This window comes from Mycobacterium sp., from assembly GCF_035640695.1.
Lineage (GTDB): Bacteria > Actinomycetota > Actinomycetes > Mycobacteriales > Mycobacteriaceae > Mycobacterium.
In genome coordinates, this window is sequence record NZ_DASQVQ010000153.1 from 41,076 (window position 1) to 61,176 (window position 20,101).

Below are 20,101 nucleotides of genomic sequence, written 5' to 3' on the forward strand. Positions count from 1 at the left end.
TCAGCACCGTGAGTCAAGGTCAGTTGCCGGGCGTGTTCGGCCATTTGCAGCCCGTCCTGGAGCACTACGGCTACCTCGGCGTCGGCGCATTCGTGCTGCTCGAGGACTTCGGCGTCCCGTTGCCCGGCGAGGCCATGGTGATCGCCGCGGCGATCTACGCCGGCGCCGGCCACATGAACATCGCGGTGGTCATCATCGTCGGCGTGCTGGCCGCGATCATCGGCGACAACATCGGCTACGCGATTGGTCATTTCGGCGGCCGCCCACTGGTGCAGCGCTTCGGTAAGTACGTCTTCCTGACCCCGGAGCGGCTGGATCACGCCGAAAGCTTCTTCGACCGCCACGGCGGCAAGGTGGTTACCATCGCTCGGTTCATCGAGGGTTTGCGCCAGGTGAACGGGCTGCTCGCCGGCATCATCGGCATGCATTGGCTGAAATTTCTTGGCTTTAATGCGCTGGGCGCGGTGCTGTGGGTGTGCACCTGGGCGGGGCTTGGGTACCTGGCAGGCGAGCACATCGCCGAGATCTACACCCAGGTCGAGAAGTACAAGTGGTATGCGATCGGGGGCGCCGTGGTGATCGTGGCGGCGTTGATCGCGCGTCACGTGCGCGCTCGGCGTCGCAGCGCCGCTGCTTGAATGTCGCCGCGCCGCTGCTCGGCGTCGCCGCGCCGCTGCTTGAATAGGGTCCCGTGACCGACGCCGCGACGCCGACCGGCCCGATTACCCGCGGCAGTGTCACCCGGGTCGGCATCGCAACCGTGCTGACCGCGCTGTGCGGCTATACGGTGCTGTACCTGGCGGCGCGCGACCTGGATCCGGCCGGCTTTTCGGTGTTCGGGGTGTTTTGGGGCGCATTCGGTCTGGTCACCGGCGCCGCCAACGGCCTTCTTCAGGAGACCACCCGCGAGGTGCGGTCGGTGTGGTACTCCGGCCGCGCGGTCGGGCCGCCGTACACGCATCCGCTTCGGGTGGCCACCGGGGTCGGCGTCGCCGCGGCGGCCGCGATCGCGGGCACCGCGCCGCTGTGGGCCGGTCACGTGTTCGTCCAGTCGCGGCCGGCCAGTGTGGCCCTGCTCAGCGTCGGCCTCGCCGGCTTCTGCCTGCACTCGACGCTGCTCGGCATGCTGGCCGGCGCCAGCCGGTGGACGCAGTACGGCTCGTTGATGGTCACCGACGCGGCCATCCGGGTCGTGATCGCGGCGACCACGTTCGCGGTCGGCTGGGGGCTTGTTGGCTTCCTGTGGGCAACCGTGGGCGGCGCGGTGGCCTGGCTGATCATGCTCGTCGTGTCGCCGACGACGCGCGAGACCGCCCGCCTGGTGGCCTCCGGAGACACCGCGACGTTTCTGCGCGGTGCCGGTCACGCGGTCGCCGCCGCCGGGGCCAGCGCGATCCTGGTGATGGGCTTCCCGGTGCTGCTGAAGGCCACCTCGATGGATCTGGGCGCCACCGGCGGCGTGGTGATCCTGGCCGTCACGCTGACCCGGGCGCCGCTGCTGGTGCCGTTGACCGCCATGCAGGGCAATCTGATCGCGCATTTCGTCGACCAGCGCAGCAATCGGATACGCGCGCTTGTCGGGCCCGCGGTGGTAATCGCCGGTGTCGGCGCCGTCGGCGTGGTCCTCGCCGACGCGGCCGGGCCGTGGCTGTTGCGCGCCGGATTCGGGCCGCAGTACCGCGCGGACGGTGCACTGCTGGCGTGGCTGACCGCAGGTGCAGTGGCGATAGCGCTGTTGACGCTGACGGGAGCCGCGGTGGTCGCAGCCGCGCTGCACCGCGCATACTCGTTTGGGTGGGTCGGCGCGACGGTCGCATCGACGCTGCTGCTGTTGTTGCCGATCGCGCTGCAGACCCGCACCGTCATCGCGCTGCTGTGCGGGCCGCTGGTCGGCATCGCGGTGCATCTGGCCGCCCTGGGAATGACGCCCGAAGCGGGCCCGCCACCGCTTCCACCGGCGGTTTGACGTGTATTTTGTTCGGCATCGACACCCGGTACCCCGACGTTTGGATCGTGATCCCGGCCTATAACGAAGCGGCCGTGATCGGCGAGGTGATCGCCGATGTCCGGTCGGAGTTCGACCAGGTCGTCTGTGTGGACGACGGCAGCCGAGACGACACCGGCACGATCGCGCTGAAAGCGGGCGCGCATCTGGTCCGCCACCCGGTGAACCTCGGCCAGGGCGCGGCCATCCAGACCGGCGTGGAGTATGCCCGCAGCCAGCCGGCCGCCCAGATTTTCGTCACGTTCGACGCCGACGGCCAGCACCGCGTCAAGGATGTGGTGCGGATGATCGACCGGCTGACCACCGATGATGTCGACATCGTGATCGGTACCCGGTTCGCCGAACCGGGCATCAACACGCAGATGCCAGTGCTCAAGCGGATCGTGTTGCGCACCGCGGTCTGGCTGAGCCCACGCAGCCGCAGGCTCGGACTCTCCGACGCACACAACGGATTGCGGGTGTTCAACCGCAAAGTCGCCGATGGACTCAACATTACGATGAACGGCATGAGCCACGCCAGCGAGTTCATTTCCTTGGTCGCCGAAAACCATTGGCGGGTAACCGAAGAACCCGTCGAGATTCTCTACACCGAATATTCGAAGTCGAAGGGACAGCCGCTGGTCAACGGCGTCAACATCGTCTTCGACGGATGGCTGCGCGGAAGGATGCGCCGATGAACTGGATCCAACTCCTACTGATCGCGGCGGTGATCGCGCTGCTCGTGTTCCTGCTGAGATCGCGGGCGTCGGCGCAATCCAAGGCCTGGGTGAAGGTCGGGTATCTGGCGTTCATCCTCGCCGGCATCTACGCGGTGTTGCGGCCCGACGACACCACGGTGGTGGCCAACTGGCTCGGCGTGGACCGCGGTACCGACCTGATGGTGTACGCGCTGGTCATCGCGTTTGCGTTCACGACGCTCAGCGCATACATGCGGTTCAAGGATCTGGAGCTGCGCTACGCGCGGCTGGCCCGCGCGATTGCGCTAGCGGGTGCCCAAAAACCCGTCCCGCAACAGGAGCGGCCCTAGTCGCTTTGGGTCTTGCGGAAGTAGTCGACCGTGCGGCGGATGCCCTCATCGAGGCTCACCCGCGGGTGCCACCCCAGCACCATCTCGGCAAGTCGAACGTCCAGACACGACCGCTTGAGGTCGCCGAGCCGTGGCGGATGGAACTCCGGATCATCTGGGCCGCCAACCGCCGCCGCAATCGCCGAATGCAATTGCCGCACAGACGTTTCCAGGCCCGTGCCGATATTGAATCGCATTCCGCCGCCGTGCGGGCCGGCCGCCCTGATGAACGCGTCGACGACGTCGTCGACGTAGACATAATCACGCGTGTCGGTCCCGTCACCGAAGATCTTGGTCGGCTTACCGGCCAACAGCGACTGGGCGAAGATCGCTACCACGCCGGCCTCGCCGTGCGGATCCTGCCGCGGCCCATACACATTGCCCGGCGCGACGTGTGAGCAGTCCAGTTGGTACATGTGTCGGAAAGTGTTCAGGTAGATCTCGCCGGCGACCTTGCTCGCGGCGTACGGCGACGCCGGATCGGGCGGCGCCGTCTCGTTGGTCGGATACTTTCTGGGTGTGCCGTAGATGGCCCCGCCCGACGAGGTGTTCACGACCTTGCGAACGCCGGCCTTGCGGGCGGCCTCGGCGAGCCGGATCGTCCCGATCACGTTGACTTCGCCGTCGAACACCGGATCGGCCACCGACTTGCGGACGTCGATCTGCGCGGCCAGGTGGAAGACCACCTCCGGCTGTTGAGCCGCCAGCAGCGCGTCGAGGTCGGCGCTGACGACGTCCGCCTCGACGAAGACGAATCGCGGGTTGTCGGCGAGCTGCTCGATGTTGGTGGCGCGCCCTGAGGCGTAGTTGTCCAGGCCGGTGACCTCGTGTCCGTCCGCTAGCAGGCGGTCGACCAGCGTCGATCCAATGAATCCGGCTGCCCCGGTGACCAGTGCGTGCACCGGCTCACCATACCGACGGCGGCTTGCACGCCACCGTACAGTCGACAAGAGTGAACTGGGTAGCCCGCGCCGCCGCCGTGCTGATTGGGCTGCAGTTGCTGGTTCGCGCGGTGTTGGCGTTTCGCGGCTACTTCTACTGGGATGACCTGATCCTGATTGGCCGCGCGGGCACCCAGCCGCTGCTGTCCCCGACTTACCTGTTCGACGACCACGACGGTCACGTCATGCCGGGCGCGTTCCTGGTCGCCGGCGCCATTACCAAGCCGGCGCCGCTGAATTGGATCGGCCCGGCGCTCAGCCTGATCGTGTTGCAGCTGCTGGCCTCGCTCTCGCTACTGCGTGCGCTGCACGTGATCCTCGGCTGGCGCCCGGTGTTATTGATTCCGCTGACTTTCGCGTTGTTCACCCCGCTGGGGCTGCCCGGGTTCGCGTGGTGGGCCGCGGCGCTGAATTCGCTTCCCATGCTTGCTGCCCTGGCCTGGGTGTGTGCCGACGCAATCCTGTTGGTGCGCACCGGAAATCAACGATACGCGCTCACCGGGGTGCTGGTGTATTTCGGTGGTCTGCTGTTCTTCGAAAAATCCGCGGTGATCCCGTTTGTCGCGTTCGCGATCACCGCGCTGTTGTGGCATGTCAACGGCGAGCCGACGCCGCTGCGCACAGTGTGGCGCCGCGGTGTGCGGCTGTGGACGGCGTCGCTGGTTCTGACGGCCGCGTGGGTGGTGCTCTACCTTCTCGTGGTCGACCAGGAACGCTGGAGCCGCGACCTGCCGATGACGTGGGATCTATTGCGGCGCTCGATGACCCACGGCATCGTGCCCGGCCTGGTCGGCGGCCCGTGGTCGTGGCAACGGTGGGCGCCGGCGTCGCCCTGGGCCACCCCGCCGCCGGCCGTCATGGTCCTGGGTTGGCTGGTGCTTGTGGCGCTCCTGGTGGTGTCGCTGCTGCGTAAGCAACGTATCGGCATGGTGTGGCTGGTGGCGGTGGGCTACGCGGTGGCGTGTCAGGTGCCGATCTACTTGATGCGGTCGTCGCGGTTCACCGCGCTCGAGCTCGCGCAGACGTTGCGCTATCTCCCCGATCTCGTCGTCGTGCTCGCGCTGTGCGCCGCGGTTGCGTTCTGCGGGCCCAATCGGGAGTCGTCGCGGTGGCTGGACGACTCGCCGGCGCGCGCCGCGGTGATCGGTTGCTTGGCAATCGCTTTCCTGGCGTCCTGCCTGTATTCGACCGCCACGTTCTTGACGATCTGGCAGGAAAACCCGGCTCAGCCGTATCTGCAGAACGCCGAGCGCGGGCTGGCCGCCGCCCGGGCGTCTGCCGACACCCCGATGCTCGACCAGGAAGTCGACCCGCTGGTGCTGCAGCGGGTCGCGTGGCCGGAGAACCTGGCCAGTCACATGTTCGCCGCGCTCCGCAACAGGCCGGACTTCGGGTCGGCCACAACCAGATTGCACATGCTTGACACCAGTGGACGCTTGGTCGACGGCAAGGTGACGTGGGTGCGGACGATCGTGCCCGGACCCGCTTCGGGATGCGGCTATTTCGTGCAGCCCGACGCGCCGGTGCGGATGCGGCTCGACGGTCCGGTGCTGCCGGCCGAGTGGACGGCCGAGCTCAATTACCTGGCCAACAGCGATGGGTCGCTGACGATGTCGCTGTCGGAGGGCCGCGACACCAGGGTGCCGGTGCATCCCGGGCTCAACCGCGTGTTCGTGCGGCTGTCCGGGGCGGGGGACGCCATCAACGTGCGCGCCAACACGGCGGCACTGTCGGTGTGCATAGCGTCCGGCCCCGTCGGCTTCGTCGCGCCTGCGTAAATGCTCGCGAGTACGCCGAGCGTGAAGTCAGCACCCGATTTTGCGCCCAGCGACGCACTGGCGTCACGTTCGACAAGAGTCGGAGCCACCTAACGGAATCGAACCGTTGACCTGCTCATTACGAGTGAGCCGCTCTACCGACTGAGCTAAGGTGGCGTGCCCTCGGCGGGCGGCACGAGTCTACGGCAGCCCCGTCGACCGGCCCAAACTCCAAACTCAATCGCGCAGCGCCTGGCCGACGGTGGCCACCAGCGCGTCGACGGCGAACTTCGGCTTCACGTTGACAGCAAGCGCCTCCCGGCATTCCAGCACCGCTTCGATGCAGCACAACAGCTTCTCCGGCGAGGCGTGCCCGGCCAACGCCTGCACCCGTGCCGCCATGTCCGGATGATTCGCCCGAACGCCGCCCGCCGAGGACGCCACCAGCAGCGCATCGCGGAAGTAGTTGGCCAGGTCGATCAGCGCGCGGTCCAGCGCGTCCCGCGACGCCCGTGTCTGCCGCGACTTCTGCCGTCGCTCAAGGTCTCTGATCGCGCCGGTGGCGCCGCGCAGCGTGGCGGCCGTGCCCTTGCCCGTCCCGCCGGCGCCCAGCGCGGTCTGCAGCTCCTCGGTCTCCAGCTCGTCACGCGCGGCAGTCAGCGCCCTGGCCTCGGCCTCGGCGGTGGCCACTAATTCCTCGGCCGCCGCATATGCCCGCGACGGCGTGACCGCGTCGCGGACCAGCCCCAGCGCGCGCTGCCGCCGCTCCCGCGCCTCCGGATCCGTCGCCAGCCGGCGCGCCCGGCCGACGTGCCCGCCGCTGACCGAGGCCGCCCAGCGGGCCTCCTGGGCGTCGAGCCCGTCGGTCTCGACGAGCACCCGGGCGATCGCGTCGACGGGCGGGGTCAGCAGCGCGACGTGCCGACAGCGGGACCGCAGCGTGACCGCGATGTCTTCGGGATCCACCGATGGGGCACACAGCAGGAACACCGTCGACGGCGGCGGCTCCTCGACCACCTTCAGCAGCGCGTTCGCGGCGCCCTCGGTCAGCCGGTCGGCGTCCTCGATCAGCACGATCTGCCACCGCGCGGTGCTGGGCCGACGCGAAGCGATCTGGACGATGCCGCGCATCTCGTCGACACCGATGGACAGGCCCTCCGGGATCACCCGCCGCACGTCGGCGTGCGTGCCGGCCATCGTCGTCACGCACGCGCGGCACTCCCCGCAGCCAGGAACGCCCGACGACGTGCATTGCAGCGCCGCGGCGAAGCACAACGCCGCGATCGAGCGCCCCGAACCCGGTGGGCCGGTGATCAGCCAGGCGTGGGTCATAGACCCGATTGCGACCGGATTGTGAGTCGAATCACCGCGTGCCGCCTGCGCGGCCGCCACCAGCTCTGCTTCCACGGCGTCTTGGCCGACCAGCCGCGTGAAAACCCCGCTCATCAGTGCCGACAGTAGTACGCAACGGAGACATGACCAGGATTGGAAAACTATTAAGCGTCTCTGTGGACCGATACGGTAGTTAGGTGACCACCGAGGCCATGCCCATCGGGCGAATCCGCGCGTTCGTCCGCTGGGTCGTGCGCACGCCGTGGCCGGTGTTCACGCTGGGCATGCTGCAGGCCGACATCATCGGCGCGCTTTTCGTCCTCGGCTTTCTGCGCTTCGGGCTGCCCCCCGAGGACCGAATCCAGCTGCAGATGCTGCCCCAGGGCAATTTGGCGTTGTTCGCCGCCGTGTTGTTCCTGGCCTTCCTGTTCGGGTCGGCGATCAGCCTGCGGCTGCTGATTCCGGTGTTCCGTTGGCAGCGCCGCGACGGCGTGGCCGAAACAGACCAGCAGGAAACTCAATTCGCCCGCGCCCGCGCGTTGAAGATGCCGTTCTACCGGTCCTTGATCAGCGTGGTGAACTGGTGCTTGGGCGGGCTGGTGTTCATCATCGCGATCTGGCCGGTCGCCAAGCATTCGGTACCGGTGGTCGCGCTGGCCACCGCCCTGGGTGCCACCGCCACGTCCATCATCGGTTACCTGCAGGCCGAGCGGGTGCTGCGGCCCGTGGCGATCGCCGCACTGCGCTACGGCGTCCCGGAGCAGATCCACGCACCGGGCGTGATTCTGCGGACCGTGCTGACATGGTTGCTGTCCACCGGCGTGCCGGTGCTGGCCATCGTGCTGACCGTCGTGGCGGCCAAGGCGTCGATCTTGCACGCGCCCGGCGACCGGCTGCTCACGCCCATCCTGCTGTTAGCCGTTGCCGCGCTGCTGATCGGGCTGATCGGCACCGTGCTCACCGCGATGTCGATCGCCGACCCGCTGCGCCAACTGCGGTGGGCGCTCGGCGAGGTGCAACGCGGCAACTACAACGCGCACGTGCAGATATACGACGCCAGCGAGCTGGGCCTGTTGCAGGCCGGGTTCAACGACATGGTGCGCGACTTGGCCGAACGACAACGGCTGCGCGACCTGTTCGGTCGCTACGTCGGCGAGGACGTCGCCCGCCGTGCGCTCGAGCGCGGCACCGAACTGGGCGGCCAGGAACGCAATGTCGCCGTGCTCTTCGTCGACATGGTCGGCTCGACAAAGCTCGCGGCCACCAGGCCGCCGGGCGAGGTCGTCGACCTGCTCAATGAGTTCTTCCGGATCATCGTCGACACCATCAACAACCACGGCGGCTTCGTCAACAAGTTCCAGGGCGACGCGGCGCTGGCGATATTCGGCGCGCCGCTGGAGCATCCCGACGGAGCCGGCGCGGCGCTCGCGGCGGCACGCGAGCTTTGCGAAAAGCTCGTCGACATGCTCGGTGCGAAGGAGTTCGGCATCGGCGTGTCGGCGGGGCGGGCGATCGCCGGGCACATCGGCGCGCAGGCCCGCTTCGAGTACACCGTGATCGGCGATCCGGTCAACGAGGCCGCCCGGCTGACCGAGCTGGCCAAGATCGAGGAAGGTCACGTGCTGGCGTCGGCGATCGCGGTCAGCAACGCGCTGGACGCCGAAGCGCTGTGCTGGGATGTCGGCGAGGTGGTCGAGCTTCGCGGCCGGACCGCACCCACCCAGCTGGCGCGGCCGCTGAAAACGCCGGTCCCATCCCAGGTCTAGCTGCGCTTTAACCCTTCTTGGCCTTTTTTACCGGCGCCTTCTTGCGGCCACCGCGCTTCGCGGTGCGCTTCGCCGGCCCGCGGGCCCGGCGCTCGGCCAGCAGCTCGGCGGCGCGCGAGTCGGTGATCGACAACACGTTGTCGCCCTTGCGCAGGCTGGCGTTGGTCTCGCCGTCGGTGACGTACGGCCCGAACCGGCCGTCCTTGATCACCATCGCTTTGCCGGTCGCCGGGTCGCTGCCCAGCTCCCGCAGCGGCGGCAGCGAAGCGGCTTGGCGGCCACGGCGTTTCGGCTCTGCATAGATCTTCAGCGCCTCGTCGAGGGTGATGTCGAAGATCTGGTCCTCGGTGGCCAGCGACCGCGAGTCGTTGCCGCGCTTCAGGTACGGGCCGTAACGGCCGTTCTGCGCGGTGATCTCCTCGCCGGTGTTCGGGTCAACGCCGACGACCCGCGGCAGCGACAGCAGCCTCAGCGCGTCGTCCAACGTGACCGTTTCCAAGTCCATCGACCGCAGCAGCGATCCGGTACGCGGCTTAGGACCCGTCGGCTTCTTGCCCTTCTTCGCAGCCGGAGCCGCCCGGCCGGTGCCATCAGATCCGGCGCCGTCACCCTCTTCATCCGGCTCCGGCAGCACCTCGGTCACGTAAGGACCGAATCGGCCGTCCTTGGCGACGATCTCGTGTCCCGTTTCCGGATCAACGCCCAGCGACCGGCCCTCCTGCGGTGTCGCGAAAAGCTTCTCAGCCAGCTCGAGGGTCAGCTCGTCGGGCGTCAGTGCATCGTTGAGGTTGGCCCGTTGCGGCGTCGGCTCGCCGTCGTCGCCGATGACACTGCGCTCGAGATACGGCCCGTTCTTGCCGACCCGGACATAGATCGGGCGGCCCTCGTCGTCGTCGAAGAGTTTGATGGAGTTGACCTCTCGGGCGTCGATGCCCTCCAGGTTGATCCCGACCAGCTTCTTCAACCCGCCGGCCCGCGCGATGGACTCCGGCACACCATGCGGCCCACCGAAATAGAAGTTGTTGAGCCACGTGGTGCGCTGCTCGTGGCCCGCGGCGATCTCGTCGAGCTCGTCTTCCATCGCTGCGGTGAAGCCGTAATCGACCAGCCGGCCGAAGTGCTGCTCCAGCAGTCCAGTCACCGCGAACGCCACCCACGACGGCACCAGCGCGCTGCCCTTCTTATGGACGTAGCCGCGGTCCTGGATGGTCTTGATGATCGACGAGTACGTCGACGGCCGGCCGATGCCGAGGTCCTCGAGCGCCTTGATCAGCGACGCCTCGGTGTAGCGCGACGGCGGGTTGGTGGCGTGCCCGTCGGCGGTCAGATCGGTGGCCCTCACCCGCTGGCCCTGCGACAGCCGCGGCAGCCTGCTTTCGGCGTCGTCGGCCTCGCCACCGGCCAGGTCGTCCAGGCTTTCGACATAGGCCAGCAGGAAACCGGGGAACGTGATCGTGCGCCCGCTGGCGGTGAACTCAACCCGCTGCCCGTTGTCGGCCTCGCCGGTGATCCGCAGACTGAGCGTCGTCCCGCGCGCATCGGCCATCTGCGAGGCCACCGTGCGCTGCCAGATCAACTCGTACAGCCGGAATTCATCGTTGTCGAGCACCGAATGCAACTGTCCCGGCGTGGCGAACGTCTCGCCGGCGGGCCGGATCGCCTCATGGGCCTCCTGGGCGTTCTTGACCTTGCGGTTGTACTGCCGCGGCGTCGGGTTGACGTACTGCTCGCCATACAGCTCGCGCGCCTGCTGCCGCGCGGCATTGATGGCCGACTGCGACAGCGTGATCGAGTCGGTGCGCATATAGGTGATGTAGCCGTTTTCGTAGAGCCGCTGGGCGATGCTCATCGTGCGATCCGACGAGAACCGCAGCTTGCGGCCGGCCTCCTGCTGCAGCGTGGAGGTCATGAACGGCGCGTACGGGCGGCGGGTATAGGGCTTTTCCTCGACCGACGAAACCGTCAGCGAGGCGCCGCGCAGCCCGTCGGCGAGCGTGCCCGCGGTGCGCTGGTCCAGCACCAGCACCTCGTCCGGCTTGCGGACGGCGCCCTGCGAGTCGAAGTCGCGCCCGGTCGCCACGCGCCTGCCGTCGACGCTGACCAACCGCGCCACAAAGCTCGGCGGCTGCGGCTCAGGCTGCCCAGCCGGGTTGGACTCGCGGGCGTCGAGTTCGGCGGTGACGTCCCAGTAGCTGGCGCTGCGAAACGCCATCCGTTCTCGTTCGCGCTGGACGATGATCCTGGTGGCCACCGACTGCACCCGGCCCGCCGACAGCTTCGGCGCCACCTTCTTCCACAGCACCGGGCTGACCTCGTATCCGTACAGCCGGTCGAGGATGCGCCGGGTTTCCTGCGCGTCGACCAGGTCGCTGTCGAGGTCGCGCGGATGGTCGGCGGCCTCGCGGATGGCCGGCTCGGTGATCTCGTGGAACACCATCCGCTTGACCGGGACGCTGGGTTTCAGAGTTTCCAGCAGGTGCCAGGCAATAGCCTCGCCCTCGCGGTCGCCGTCGGTGGCCAGATACAGCTCGTCGGCGTCCTTGAGCAGGCCTTTCAGCTCGTTGACGGTGCTCTTCTTGTCCGGGCTGATGATGTAGAGCGGTTCGAAGTCCCTATCGACGTCGACGCCCAGGCGCGCCCACGGCTCGGACTTGAATTTCGCCGGCACGTCGGCAGCCGATCTCGGCAGGTCGCGTATGTGCCCGCGGGAGGACTCGACGATGTAATTGGAGCCCAGGTAGCCGGCTATTTTGCGCGCTTTGGTGGGCGACTCGACGATGACGAGCCGTCGCCTTCCATTTCCAGCGCTACCTCTGCCGCGGACTTCGCCAGCCAACTAGTTCTACGCTCCCCACTTGTGCGTGCCCTGCCACCAACGGATGCATTCGGCCACCCGATGCCAGCGAGCATGAGCCAACATGTCATTCCGCGCGGGCCGACGCAAACCGACCCAGCTACGCCCGCCCCTCATACCCGCGGCCATTGCAAGAACGCCTCGGCGTCGCCCGGTGGTTCCCCCACATTCTCTACCAGGCGCGATAGCCGTCGTCGGCCACTAATGCGCAACGCGGGCCGGGACCCGCGGGTACCGATCAAAGTCGGGGCAATTCCGACCCGCATCATCGACGACGCCAGCCGAGAATGCGTGTCCGGCGCGTGCGGGTCCAAACCCAGTAGGTAGCGGTCGTCCTCGGGGCAGCCCGCAGCCAATGTCCAGGCCCTCAGTTCGCGCGGACCGGGCAGCCACTGCGGCGGCACGGTCTTGACCGCGCCGCGCGTCCACTGATCGGCGACGACAACCAGCCGTGGGTCCACCGACGTCCGCACCAGCGGGGTGCCCTCGTCGGTGCGGGTGATCTCGGCTTCCAGGCCGGCCTCGACGACCATCTCGGCCAGCGCGACTGCACGCCACGGGCGCTCGACGACGACCGACAGCCTGGCTCCGCCGTTGAGCAGCACCACCTGGCCGGTGGCAGCCAGCACGCCGGTCAGGTCGGTCACCGCCGGCGGCACCGACTCTGCCGAGAAGAACGACAGCTGGCTCACGCCACGACAGTAAGCCAGCCGCTGACTGTGCTCGCAGCGCCGGGCCGCAAGCGGGTAAACGAAACACCCCCGGGCGGTGCCGATTATCGGACTGCTCGGGGGTTTTTCGTCAGATTCTTCGTGCGGTTACCGCTGAACCCGATGCTCAGATGGAACGGACGCCCGTGGCCTGCGGACCCTTCGGGCTCTGGCCGACCTCAAATTCGACCTTCTGGTTCTCCTCAAGGGTCCGGAAGCCGGAGCCTTGAATTTCCGTGTAGTGGACAAACACATCGGCGGAGCCGTCCTCCGGGGCGATGAAGCCGAAGCCCTTCTCCGCGTTGAACCACTTCACAGTACCCTGTGGCATTTCTCGATTTTTCCTTCTCTTCTCACCGGGTGCGGTCCACCGTCGTTCGGTACACCGGGCCCGTTCCGACCGCCATCCTTCGTGGAGTCGTCGGAACTGACCGACCTTGGTGACCCTCGCAGGAACCGCGATCGCAACGTCGATCCTGCGAGCGCATGAAACGAACACAGAAGCTGCGACCGCGATTAGTCAATCATGTTCGGCGCGTCGGCGACAGTCTCGGCATGAACGATGTCGTGAACAATTCACTCAAGGACTACCGGGCGATCTGCCGGAAGGAGGCGGTGATGGCCAGTTTCGGCCGCGAGCTGCTCACTTCGGCGATCGCCGGCGCCAATCCCGGCGAGCAACCGCTACGGCATGTCGCCGAACTGCCGGCGCGCCACGGCCGGCCGCGGGAATGGCCGGCGTGGGCCGAGCCGGACGTGGTGCGCACCTTCATCGACCGCGGAATCGAAGCGCCGTGGTCACATCAGCTCGAGGCGGCCACTTTGGCGCACAACGGCCGCCACGTCGTGGTGAGCACCGGGACGGCGTCGGGTAAATCGCTGTGCTATCAGTTGCCGATCTTGTGCGCCTTGGCCACCGACCGACGCGCCAGGGCGCTGTATCTGTCCCCGACGAAGGCGCTCGGCCACGATCAGCTAAGGGCCGCACACTCGTTGGTCGACGCGACGCCGCGGTTGTCCGACGTTGCGCCCACCGCCTACGACGGCGACAGCCCCGCCGAGGTGCGCCGGTTCGCACGCGAGCAGGCGCGGTTGGTGTTCTCCAACCCCGACATGATCCATCTGTCGCTGCTGCGCAACCACCCAAGGTGGGCGGTGTTCCTGCGCAACTTGCGCTACCTCGTGGTCGACGAATGCCATTACTACCGCGGGATTTTTGGCTCGAACGTGGCGATGGTGCTGCGCAGGTTGTTACGGCTGGGCGGGCGGTACGGCGCCCAGCCGACGGTGATCTTCGCCAGCGCGACGACCGCCTCGCCGGGCATCGCGGCCTCGAAGCTGATCGGTCAGACAGTCGCCGAGATCACCGAGGACGGCTCGCCTCAGGGCGCCAGGACCGTCGCGTTGTGGGAACCTGCGCTGCGCGCGGATCTCGTCGGGGAAAACGGTGCACCGGTGCGGCGCTCGGCCGGTGCGGAGGCCGCGCGGGTGATGGCCGACCTCGTGGCGGAGGGCGCGCGCACGCTGACATTCGTGCGGTCGCGGCGCGGGGCGGAGTTGACCGCGCTGTCCGCGCGCGCCCGGCTGGATGAGACGGCGCCGGAGTTGGCCGCGCGGGTGGCGTCGTACCGCGCGGGCTATCTCGCCGAAGACCGGCGGGCGCTGGAACGTGCGCTCGCTCAGGGCGAATTGGTCGGCCTGGCCACCACCAACGCGCTCGAGCTCGGGGTCGACATCGCGGGACTGGATGCGGTGGTGCTGGCAGGATTTCCCGGCACCGTGACGTCGTTCTGGCAGCAGGCCGGGCGGTCGGGCCGACGGGGCCAGAGCGCGTTGGTGGTGTTGATCGCCCGCGACGACCCGCTCGACACGTACCTCGTGCATCATCCGGCGGCGCTGCTGGACAAGCCGATCGAGATGGTGGTCATCGATCCAACTAATCCGCACGTGCTTGGCCCGCAATTGCTCTGCGCGGCAACCGAATTGCCGCTAACCGGTGAGGAGGTCCAGGCCTGGGATGCCACGGCCGTCGCGACTAGCCTCGTCGATGACGGGCTACTGCGCAGAAGGGGACGCGGCTATTTCGCCGCGCCGGGCGTCGATCCGCATCCGGCGGTCAACATCCGCGGCTCCACCGGAGAGCAGATCGCGATCGTGGAGGCCGAAACCGGCCGGCTGCTGGGAACCGTAGACGCCGCCCGGGCGTCGCTGTCCGTGCACCCCGGCGCGGTATATCTGCATCAAGGCGAAAGCTACGTCGTCGATTCTCTGGACTTCGACGCCGGTGTGGCGTTCGTGCATGCCGAGGATCCCGGCTATGCGACGTTCGCGCGGGAGCTGACCGACATCGTGGTCACCGGACCCGGAGAGCGGCGCAGCTTCGGGCCGGTCACGCTTGGACTCGTGCCGGTCGCCGTGACTAGCACCGTGATCGGCTACCTCCGCAGGCAGCCCAACGGCGAAGTGATCGACTTCGTCGAGCTCGACATGCCGACGAACACGCTCGACACGATCGCTGTGATGTATACGATCACACCAGAAGCATTGGAGTGCAATGGTATTGACTGGGCCAATGTGCCCGGTGCGTTACATGCCGCAGAGCATGCGGCGATCGGGTTGCTGCCGCTGGTGGCCAGCTGCGACCGCGGCGACATCGGCGGCCTGTCCACCGCGATCGGCCCGGATACCGGCTTGCCCAGCGTTTTTGTTTACGACGGGCATCCTGGCGGCGCCGGTTTCGCCGAGCGCGGTTTCCGCCAGGCCGGCACATGGTTGGCCGCTACTGCGGCGGCGATCGAGGCGTGCGAATGCCCGCAGGGTTGCCCGTCGTGTGTGCAGTCGCCCAAGTGCGGCAGTGGCAATGATCCGCTCGACAAGCATGCCGCGGTGGCGGTACTGCGACTGGTGCTCGCCGAGTTGACCGCGCTCCCCTGACCCATCCGTCGATCTCGACCGACCCCTCGACGGTCGACTCCCCGGATTGACCTGTCTGGCGGCCGCTGAGCGCAATTTGTGTTCACTGCGAGGACGGCGGACCGCTGCGACGAACGGTCGGACTGCGCGATCCGTTCCCCATCCCGAATGGTCGGGCGCAGCCGAAAAATACCGTGCCAGCAGGCGTTGCGCAAGCGGATCGCCCGCGCCTATGTCGTTAGCGTGAGCAACGAACGTGATCGGCCTACGAATTCCGTGGCACGACCGCCTGTGCCCGCTGGCAGGGGTTTGTAGTATCGCGCGGTGGGGCATGACTGGCTACTCATCGAGACGCTCGGCGATGAGCCTGCCGTGGTCGCGCAGGGGCGTCAGCTCAAGAACATGGTGCCGCTCAGCGCGTTCTTGAGGCGAAACCCATACCTGCAAGTCGTCGCCGAGGCCGTGAAGAGGACGGCGCGCACCGGTAGGGGCGTGAACCGGGTGCTGCCGGGCACCGACCGCGTGATCCTCGCGGAGGCGGTGCGGATGTCCGATGGCCGTGTCCATGGCGTGCAGGTCTGGAACGGTTGCGTCGGCGAGGAACCGCCCGAGCGCCCGGTCATCGGGCCGCTGACCTGGGATCTGACCAGCGGCGTGGCCACAGACACGGCCGAGTCGCTGTCCAATAGCGGCATGGACCCGTCTTCGGAACGCACCCACGGCCGGGCCTTTGCCGAAGACCTGCCGCGCAAGAGCCTGAACGCGAACGAGGCCGAGGTGCTTTCGCTGGCAATACGCTGCGCTCCCGGAGACTCGATCTGCAGCACCTGGGACGTGACCGACCGCAATGGCGAGCCGATCAAGGTGGGCTTCGTCGCACGCGCCAATCTCGAGACGCTGCCCGACGGCAGCCGGCATCTGATCAGCCGCGCGCTGAATTGGCGCGTCGAGCGGGACGGGCCTGCAGTGGCGCACGATTTCTTGGCGCAGCGCATCCTCGACGGTCTCGCGCAGCCGGGAACCTATCGGGCGCTCGTCGATCTCCACAGCTGGATCCTGCTGAAGTGGCTCGACGAGCCGTGCCCGTACTTCAATTGGCGGCAGACCGGTGACCCGATGGTGCATCCCGCCGACGAGCACTTGATGCCGGCGATGACGACGGAGTTCGCGCACGGACCGACAAGCCGAGTGCTGCGGTTGAAAGGCAACGACGGCGGCTGGGTCCCGCTGCACGTCACCGTGAGTCGCGTGGAGCTGGACAAGAAGGCCGTCGCGGCCTTGATATCGCTGAGGCTGCCGACCGAGGCCGAGCTGACCGACTCACGCCTCAGCGCGCCGTAGCAACCAAGCCGATATCAGTTGCTCCTGACCGTCGCCGTCGATATCGATTCGCACCCAGTTGATCTGGCCGGTGATCTCGTCAGTGACATCCCCGCCATCGCCAGTCCACCTCGGTCGTCGGCGAATTCCAGCGAATTCCATGAGCACGGTGATGATGACGCGTTGCCCTGCGGTTGCGGCATCACCTCATTCCTCAGGCGCTCAACGCAATTCGCCTCGTTGAAGCGTGACCATTGCCGCGTGGCCTACCCGTTTGCCGTGTCGGCGTCCACCATGAGCGCCCGCCCATGCGCCCGCGTGGCGGGATCGCCGGCCCTCTGGGCGCGGTGCCGCGCCACCACCGCGGAAGCGACGCACAACCGTCGGCGGTCCCCGCGGCAGCCGATCCGCGATCATCCGTCAGCAAGCTCGCCGAGTGGCCCGGCCGACCTCATCGCGCAAACCCGCCTTGTCCACCATCGACCGCACGCTTGTGGTGGACGTGATGGCTCAACCGCGTGGCCCGGTGCATAGCCGCCACCAGGCGGGTCGTCCAGATTCTGGAGCAAGTGTGACCCGCCCAGGAGTGCCGGACGAATCGTGACGAAAACCGCATTCCGCAACGATTCGGCGCAATCGGTACGCCGACGGACCAGCAAGGGGTGCGGATAAGGGACGACCCCCGCCAGGGGGGGAGGAGGCGAGGGTCGTCGTGTATCAGCCCCGGGGGGTCGGGCTGATACACACCCGGCATAAGCCGAGTGATGCTCACTATACACACGAGATGTCGTAGTGGCGCAAGACCTAGTTGCACTCGATAACACTGGGCTAACGGCGAATTGCAATCGCCGACACCTGGCTTGAACTGCCACTTTGGCGGGCGCACCGCGCACTGCCGTATCGCGACCCTATGCTGAAACACGTGACCGCCTCAGACCCGGCCGACGCGCGGCACGCGACGCCTGAGACCCAAGCCTCGGCCGGCATGCCGGTCCGCACCGCGGCGTTCTTCGACCTGGACAAGACCGTCATCGCCAAGTCCAGCACCCTCGCTTTCAGCAAACCTTTCTTCGACCAAGGTCTGCTCAATCGGCGCGCGGTGCTGAAGTCCACCTACGCCCAATTCTTCTTCCTGATGTCCGGCGCCGATCACGATCAGATGGACCGCATGCGGGCGTATGTCACCAACATGGTCGCCGGCTGGGACGTCGAACAGGTCAAGTCAATCGTCGGCGAGACGCTGCACGACATCGTCGATCCGTTGGTTTTCGCCGAGGCTGCCGAGCTGATCGCCGACCACAAGCTGTGCGGCCGCGATGTGGTGGTGGTGTCGGCGTCGGGCGAGGAGATCGTCGCACCGATCGCACGCGGGTTGGGCGCCACCCACGCGATGGCCACCCGGATGGTCGTCGAGGACGGCAAGTACACCGGGGACATCGCGTTCTATTGCTACGGCGAAGGCAAGGCGGAAGCGATCCGGGAACTGGCTGCGCGCGAAGGATATCCACTCGAGCACTGTTACGCGTACTCAGACTCGATCACGGACATGCCGATGCTCCGGACCGTCGGGCATCCGACGGCGGTCAACCCCGACCGCACACTGCGCAAGGAGGCGGCCGCGCGCGGATGGCCGGTGCTGACATTTTCGAAGCCCGTCTCAATGCGCGACCGCATCCCGGCGCCGTCGAGTGCGGCCGTCGCAAGCACCGCGGCGATCGGTGTCAGCGCACTCGCGGCAGGAGCGCTGACGTATTCGCTGCTGAAGCGCTTCCTGCTCTGAAACGGCGTGCACCGGCACCGACGCCATATCGCGATAATTCACCCCTTGCTGTGGCCGTGGTCACGTAGTACAAAGGAGGCACGGTAGTCCGGTGAGGCCAAGGCCGAATCGGAAGAGAAGGTTCGGCCTCCCGAATCGGACAACCCAGCACGGATCGCGGTACCCACGCGGAGCATAAGGCCGCGGATAGGCAAAAGCGCTGCGGGTCTGCGAAATTGCGAAAAGCGAACGATCACGACAGCCCTTTGGGTGGGGTTGCAGTCGAAGCGCATCGCAAGATCGCCGAGACCAACCCACGCAGCCCCACATTGCACGCTTGGTAGCCGCGTATCCGTGCTAGCGGGCGGCGAGCCGACACGTTCGGAACGTCGCCCGCTTCACATGTTTGCCGGCCATCGCCTGTTAGCCGCCAGAGTCCTCTATCTGTTAGCTGCGTTTGCGATGGACAGCGCCTCTCGTGCGCCGGCCTCGAGCGCGCGGCAGCACAGCAACAGCCAATCGCCGACGCCGCGTGCGCTGCCTGTCGCGAACGCTTGTGCGGCGGCGCGGTAATCGGCCGTGTTCCGCATCCAGTAGACCTCTGGCACCCCGAGCCCGTGCGGATCAAGCCCGCTGGCCTGCGTGATCAACCGCGACACCGCGCGCGCCACCACACCGTCGGCACTGCCGAACGGGGCGAGCGTCAGCAATTCGCCGTGCGCCGTCGCGGCCAGCACCGGCGCGGGTGCCTCGCTGCCGCCGGTGATCAGCCCGGCGAGCAATTCCAGGCGGCGCGCGACCTCTTCGCCGGCACGCGGGCGGCCCAACCGGTCCTCGTTGACCAGATCGGCGGCCGCCAGCACATGCAGCCGCGCCAAGGCCTGCAACGGCGACCGCTGCCACACCCCGACCAGCGACGTGGTGCCGCCCTCTAGCGCTTCGGCCACGCGCAGCGCGCCGGCCAGCACCGGGCCCGAGACCAGTCCGTCAGCCGGGAACCGTGGCCCGCCGCCGTCGAGAATCGACGACGCCCGGGCCGCCCGAACGGCCGCCTCGGCGGCGTTGGCGGCCCAGCCGTGCAGGTTGGCCCGGTGGCGGTGCGCCTTGCCGAGCGCCTCCCGGACGGCGTCGCTGGCCTCTATCACACCGGGCAGTTCAAGCAAAGGTGCAAGCGGGTCGTCGGCCACGACCCGTCACGTTAGCCCCGCGCGCGTGCCGCACGGCGCGGTGGGCCCGCCACGCCGGTCAGTTCCTTCGGGTGAGCGCAAACACGGGGTGGTCGGCGTCATCGGGCAGTTGTCCGAACTGATTGTCGACGTACTTGCCGACCTTGGCCCTGTAGGCATCGAGGATAGGCTTCCTCGCGCCAACCGCCGTTTCGGCGGCACGGTAGTCGACGTTGCCGAGCTTGACGTCCGGATTGGCTCTCACGTTCTTTACCCACTGCGTCTCGCCGTACGCGGACACCAGGTACTTGACGCCGTCGACCTCGACAGGGGTTAGCGGAATCTTCTGCGGCTGCCTGCTCACCCGCTTCACCACGGTCAGCGTCTCGAACGGGCCGCGCCCGGTGGACATCGCGATCCGATTGAATACCTTGCGGGTGAACCACGGAGGTTTTAGATACGCCATAGCTTTGATTTTGATCGCTGACTTTTGCCGCCCGCAACAGACCCGG

At 67.5% G+C, this 20,101-nt stretch carries 16 protein-coding genes and 1 tRNA gene; 9 read left to right on the forward strand and 8 right to left on the reverse strand.

Translation table 11 applies throughout. From position 1 onward, the window contains the following. The first annotated feature begins 8 nt into the window (after positions 1 to 8). Genes VE759_RS18445 through VE759_RS18460 form a run of 4 tightly spaced genes read left to right on the forward strand, consistent with a single transcriptional unit; the run spans position 9 to position 3,032 of the window. On the forward strand, positions 9 to 638 hold the full coding sequence (locus VE759_RS18445; RefSeq protein WP_324935099.1) for a DedA family protein: 630 nt from the start codon (positions 9 to 11) through the stop codon (positions 636 to 638). 53 nt (positions 639 to 691) lie between these two features. Next, positions 692 to 1,966, forward strand: a complete 1,275-nt coding sequence (locus VE759_RS18450; protein ID WP_324935101.1) for a hypothetical protein — start codon at positions 692 to 694, stop codon at positions 1,964 to 1,966. Positions 1,967 to 1,971: 5 nt separating this feature from the next. Further along, a complete protein-coding gene (locus VE759_RS18455; protein ID WP_324935138.1) occupies positions 1,972 to 2,682 on the forward strand; it encodes a glycosyltransferase family 2 protein in 711 nt (236 codons plus the stop codon). Then, positions 2,679 to 3,032 (forward strand): DUF2304 domain-containing protein, encoded by a 354-nt coding sequence (locus tag VE759_RS18460; RefSeq protein WP_324935103.1) that lies wholly within the window; start codon positions 2,679 to 2,681, stop codon positions 3,030 to 3,032. The genes VE759_RS18455 and VE759_RS18460 overlap by 4 nt, the downstream gene beginning before the upstream one ends. Here the strand turns inward: VE759_RS18460 and VE759_RS18465 are convergent. After that, positions 3,029 to 3,973 carry an NAD-dependent epimerase/dehydratase family protein gene (locus tag VE759_RS18465; RefSeq protein WP_324935105.1) on the reverse strand — a complete coding sequence of 315 codons (945 nt, stop codon included), beginning with the start codon at positions 3,971 to 3,973 and terminating at the stop codon, positions 3,029 to 3,031. The genes VE759_RS18460 and VE759_RS18465 overlap by 4 nt on opposite strands. Before the next feature lie 50 nt (positions 3,974 to 4,023). Here VE759_RS18465 and VE759_RS18470 point away from each other — a divergent pair, with 50 nt between their 5' ends. Further along, positions 4,024 to 5,790 carry a hypothetical protein gene (locus VE759_RS18470; protein WP_324935107.1) on the forward strand — a complete coding sequence of 589 codons (1,767 nt, stop codon included), beginning with the start codon at positions 4,024 to 4,026 and terminating at the stop codon, positions 5,788 to 5,790. A gap of 83 nt (positions 5,791 to 5,873) precedes the next feature. On the opposite strand, the gene VE759_RS18475 is transcribed toward VE759_RS18470, so the two are convergent. Together VE759_RS18475 and VE759_RS18480 are read right to left on the reverse strand one after the other, a co-directional pair. Then, positions 5,874 to 5,946 (reverse strand) — tRNA-Thr (locus tag VE759_RS18475). Positions 5,947 to 6,006: 60 nt separating this feature from the next. Next, positions 6,007 to 7,215: a DNA polymerase III subunit delta' gene (locus VE759_RS18480; RefSeq protein WP_324935109.1), complete on the reverse strand. Its 1,209-nt coding sequence runs from the start codon at positions 7,213 to 7,215 to the stop codon at positions 6,007 to 6,009. A 98-nt stretch (positions 7,216 to 7,313) separates the two neighbouring features. Between VE759_RS18480 and VE759_RS18485 the strand changes: the two genes are divergently transcribed. Further along, the gene (locus VE759_RS18485; RefSeq protein ID WP_414687951.1) at positions 7,314 to 8,867 is read left to right on the forward strand and encodes an adenylate/guanylate cyclase domain-containing protein; all 1,554 of its coding nucleotides are present in this window, start codon (positions 7,314 to 7,316) and stop codon (positions 8,865 to 8,867) included. Between the two features lie 7 nt (positions 8,868 to 8,874). Here VE759_RS18485 and topA read toward each other — a convergent pair whose 3' ends face one another. From topA to cspA, 3 genes are all read right to left on the reverse strand, one after another. Further along, positions 8,875 to 11,703, reverse strand: coding sequence for a type I DNA topoisomerase (topA, locus tag VE759_RS18490; RefSeq protein WP_324935111.1), 2,829 nt, complete (start codon positions 11,701 to 11,703; stop codon positions 8,875 to 8,877). Between the two features lie 131 nt (positions 11,704 to 11,834). After that, positions 11,835 to 12,413: a hypothetical protein gene (locus VE759_RS18495; RefSeq protein ID WP_324935113.1), complete on the reverse strand. Its 579-nt coding sequence runs from the start codon at positions 12,411 to 12,413 to the stop codon at positions 11,835 to 11,837. Positions 12,414 to 12,558: 145 nt separating this feature from the next. Further along, positions 12,559 to 12,762 (reverse strand): cold shock protein CspA, encoded by a 204-nt coding sequence (cspA, locus tag VE759_RS18500; protein ID WP_066982775.1) that lies wholly within the window; start codon positions 12,760 to 12,762, stop codon positions 12,559 to 12,561. 287 nt (positions 12,763 to 13,049) lie between these two features. Here cspA and VE759_RS18505 point away from each other — a divergent pair, with 287 nt between their 5' ends. From VE759_RS18505 to VE759_RS18515, 3 genes are all read left to right on the forward strand, one after another. Continuing rightward, positions 13,050 to 15,365 (forward strand): DEAD/DEAH box helicase, encoded by a 2,316-nt coding sequence (locus VE759_RS18505; RefSeq protein WP_324935140.1) that lies wholly within the window; start codon positions 13,050 to 13,052, stop codon positions 15,363 to 15,365. 303 nt (positions 15,366 to 15,668) lie between these two features. Continuing rightward, a complete protein-coding gene (locus VE759_RS18510; RefSeq protein WP_324935116.1) occupies positions 15,669 to 16,685 on the forward strand; it encodes a PAS domain-containing protein in 1,017 nt (338 codons plus the stop codon). A gap of 964 nt (positions 16,686 to 17,649) precedes the next feature. Further along, entirely contained in the window at positions 17,650 to 18,444 is a 795-nt protein-coding gene (locus VE759_RS18515; protein WP_324935142.1) for an HAD-IB family hydrolase, read from the forward strand. Positions 18,445 to 18,863: 419 nt separating this feature from the next. On the opposite strand, the gene VE759_RS18520 is transcribed toward VE759_RS18515, so the two are convergent. Both VE759_RS18520 and VE759_RS18525 read right to left on the reverse strand, forming a co-directional pair. After that, positions 18,864 to 19,610 (reverse strand): oxidoreductase, encoded by a 747-nt coding sequence (locus VE759_RS18520; RefSeq protein ID WP_324935118.1) that lies wholly within the window; start codon positions 19,608 to 19,610, stop codon positions 18,864 to 18,866. Positions 19,611 to 19,668: 58 nt separating this feature from the next. Further along, positions 19,669 to 20,055, reverse strand: coding sequence for a nitroreductase/quinone reductase family protein (locus tag VE759_RS18525; protein WP_324935144.1), 387 nt, complete (start codon positions 20,053 to 20,055; stop codon positions 19,669 to 19,671). Positions 20,056 to 20,101: the final 46 nt, after the last annotated feature.

Coding starts and splice junctions, on each gene's coding strand:
- VE759_RS18460 (WP_324935103.1), top strand. CDS start 2,679: ATGAACTGGATCCAACTCCTACTGATCGCGGCGGTGATCGCGCTGCTC.
- VE759_RS18525 (WP_324935144.1), bottom strand. CDS start 20,055: ATGGCGTATCTAAAACCTCCGTGGTTCACCCGCAAGGTATTCAATCGG.
- VE759_RS18515 (WP_324935142.1), top strand. CDS start 17,650: ATGCCGGTCCGCACCGCGGCGTTCTTCGACCTGGACAAGACCGTCATC.
- VE759_RS18480 (WP_324935109.1), bottom strand. CDS start 7,215: ATGAGCGGGGTTTTCACGCGGCTGGTCGGCCAAGACGCCGTGGAAGCA.
- VE759_RS18505 (WP_324935140.1), top strand. CDS start 13,050: ATGGCCAGTTTCGGCCGCGAGCTGCTCACTTCGGCGATCGCCGGCGCC.
- VE759_RS18485 (WP_414687951.1), top strand. CDS start 7,314: ATGCCCATCGGGCGAATCCGCGCGTTCGTCCGCTGGGTCGTGCGCACG.
- cspA (WP_066982775.1), bottom strand. CDS start 12,762: ATGCCACAGGGTACTGTGAAGTGGTTCAACGCGGAGAAGGGCTTCGGC.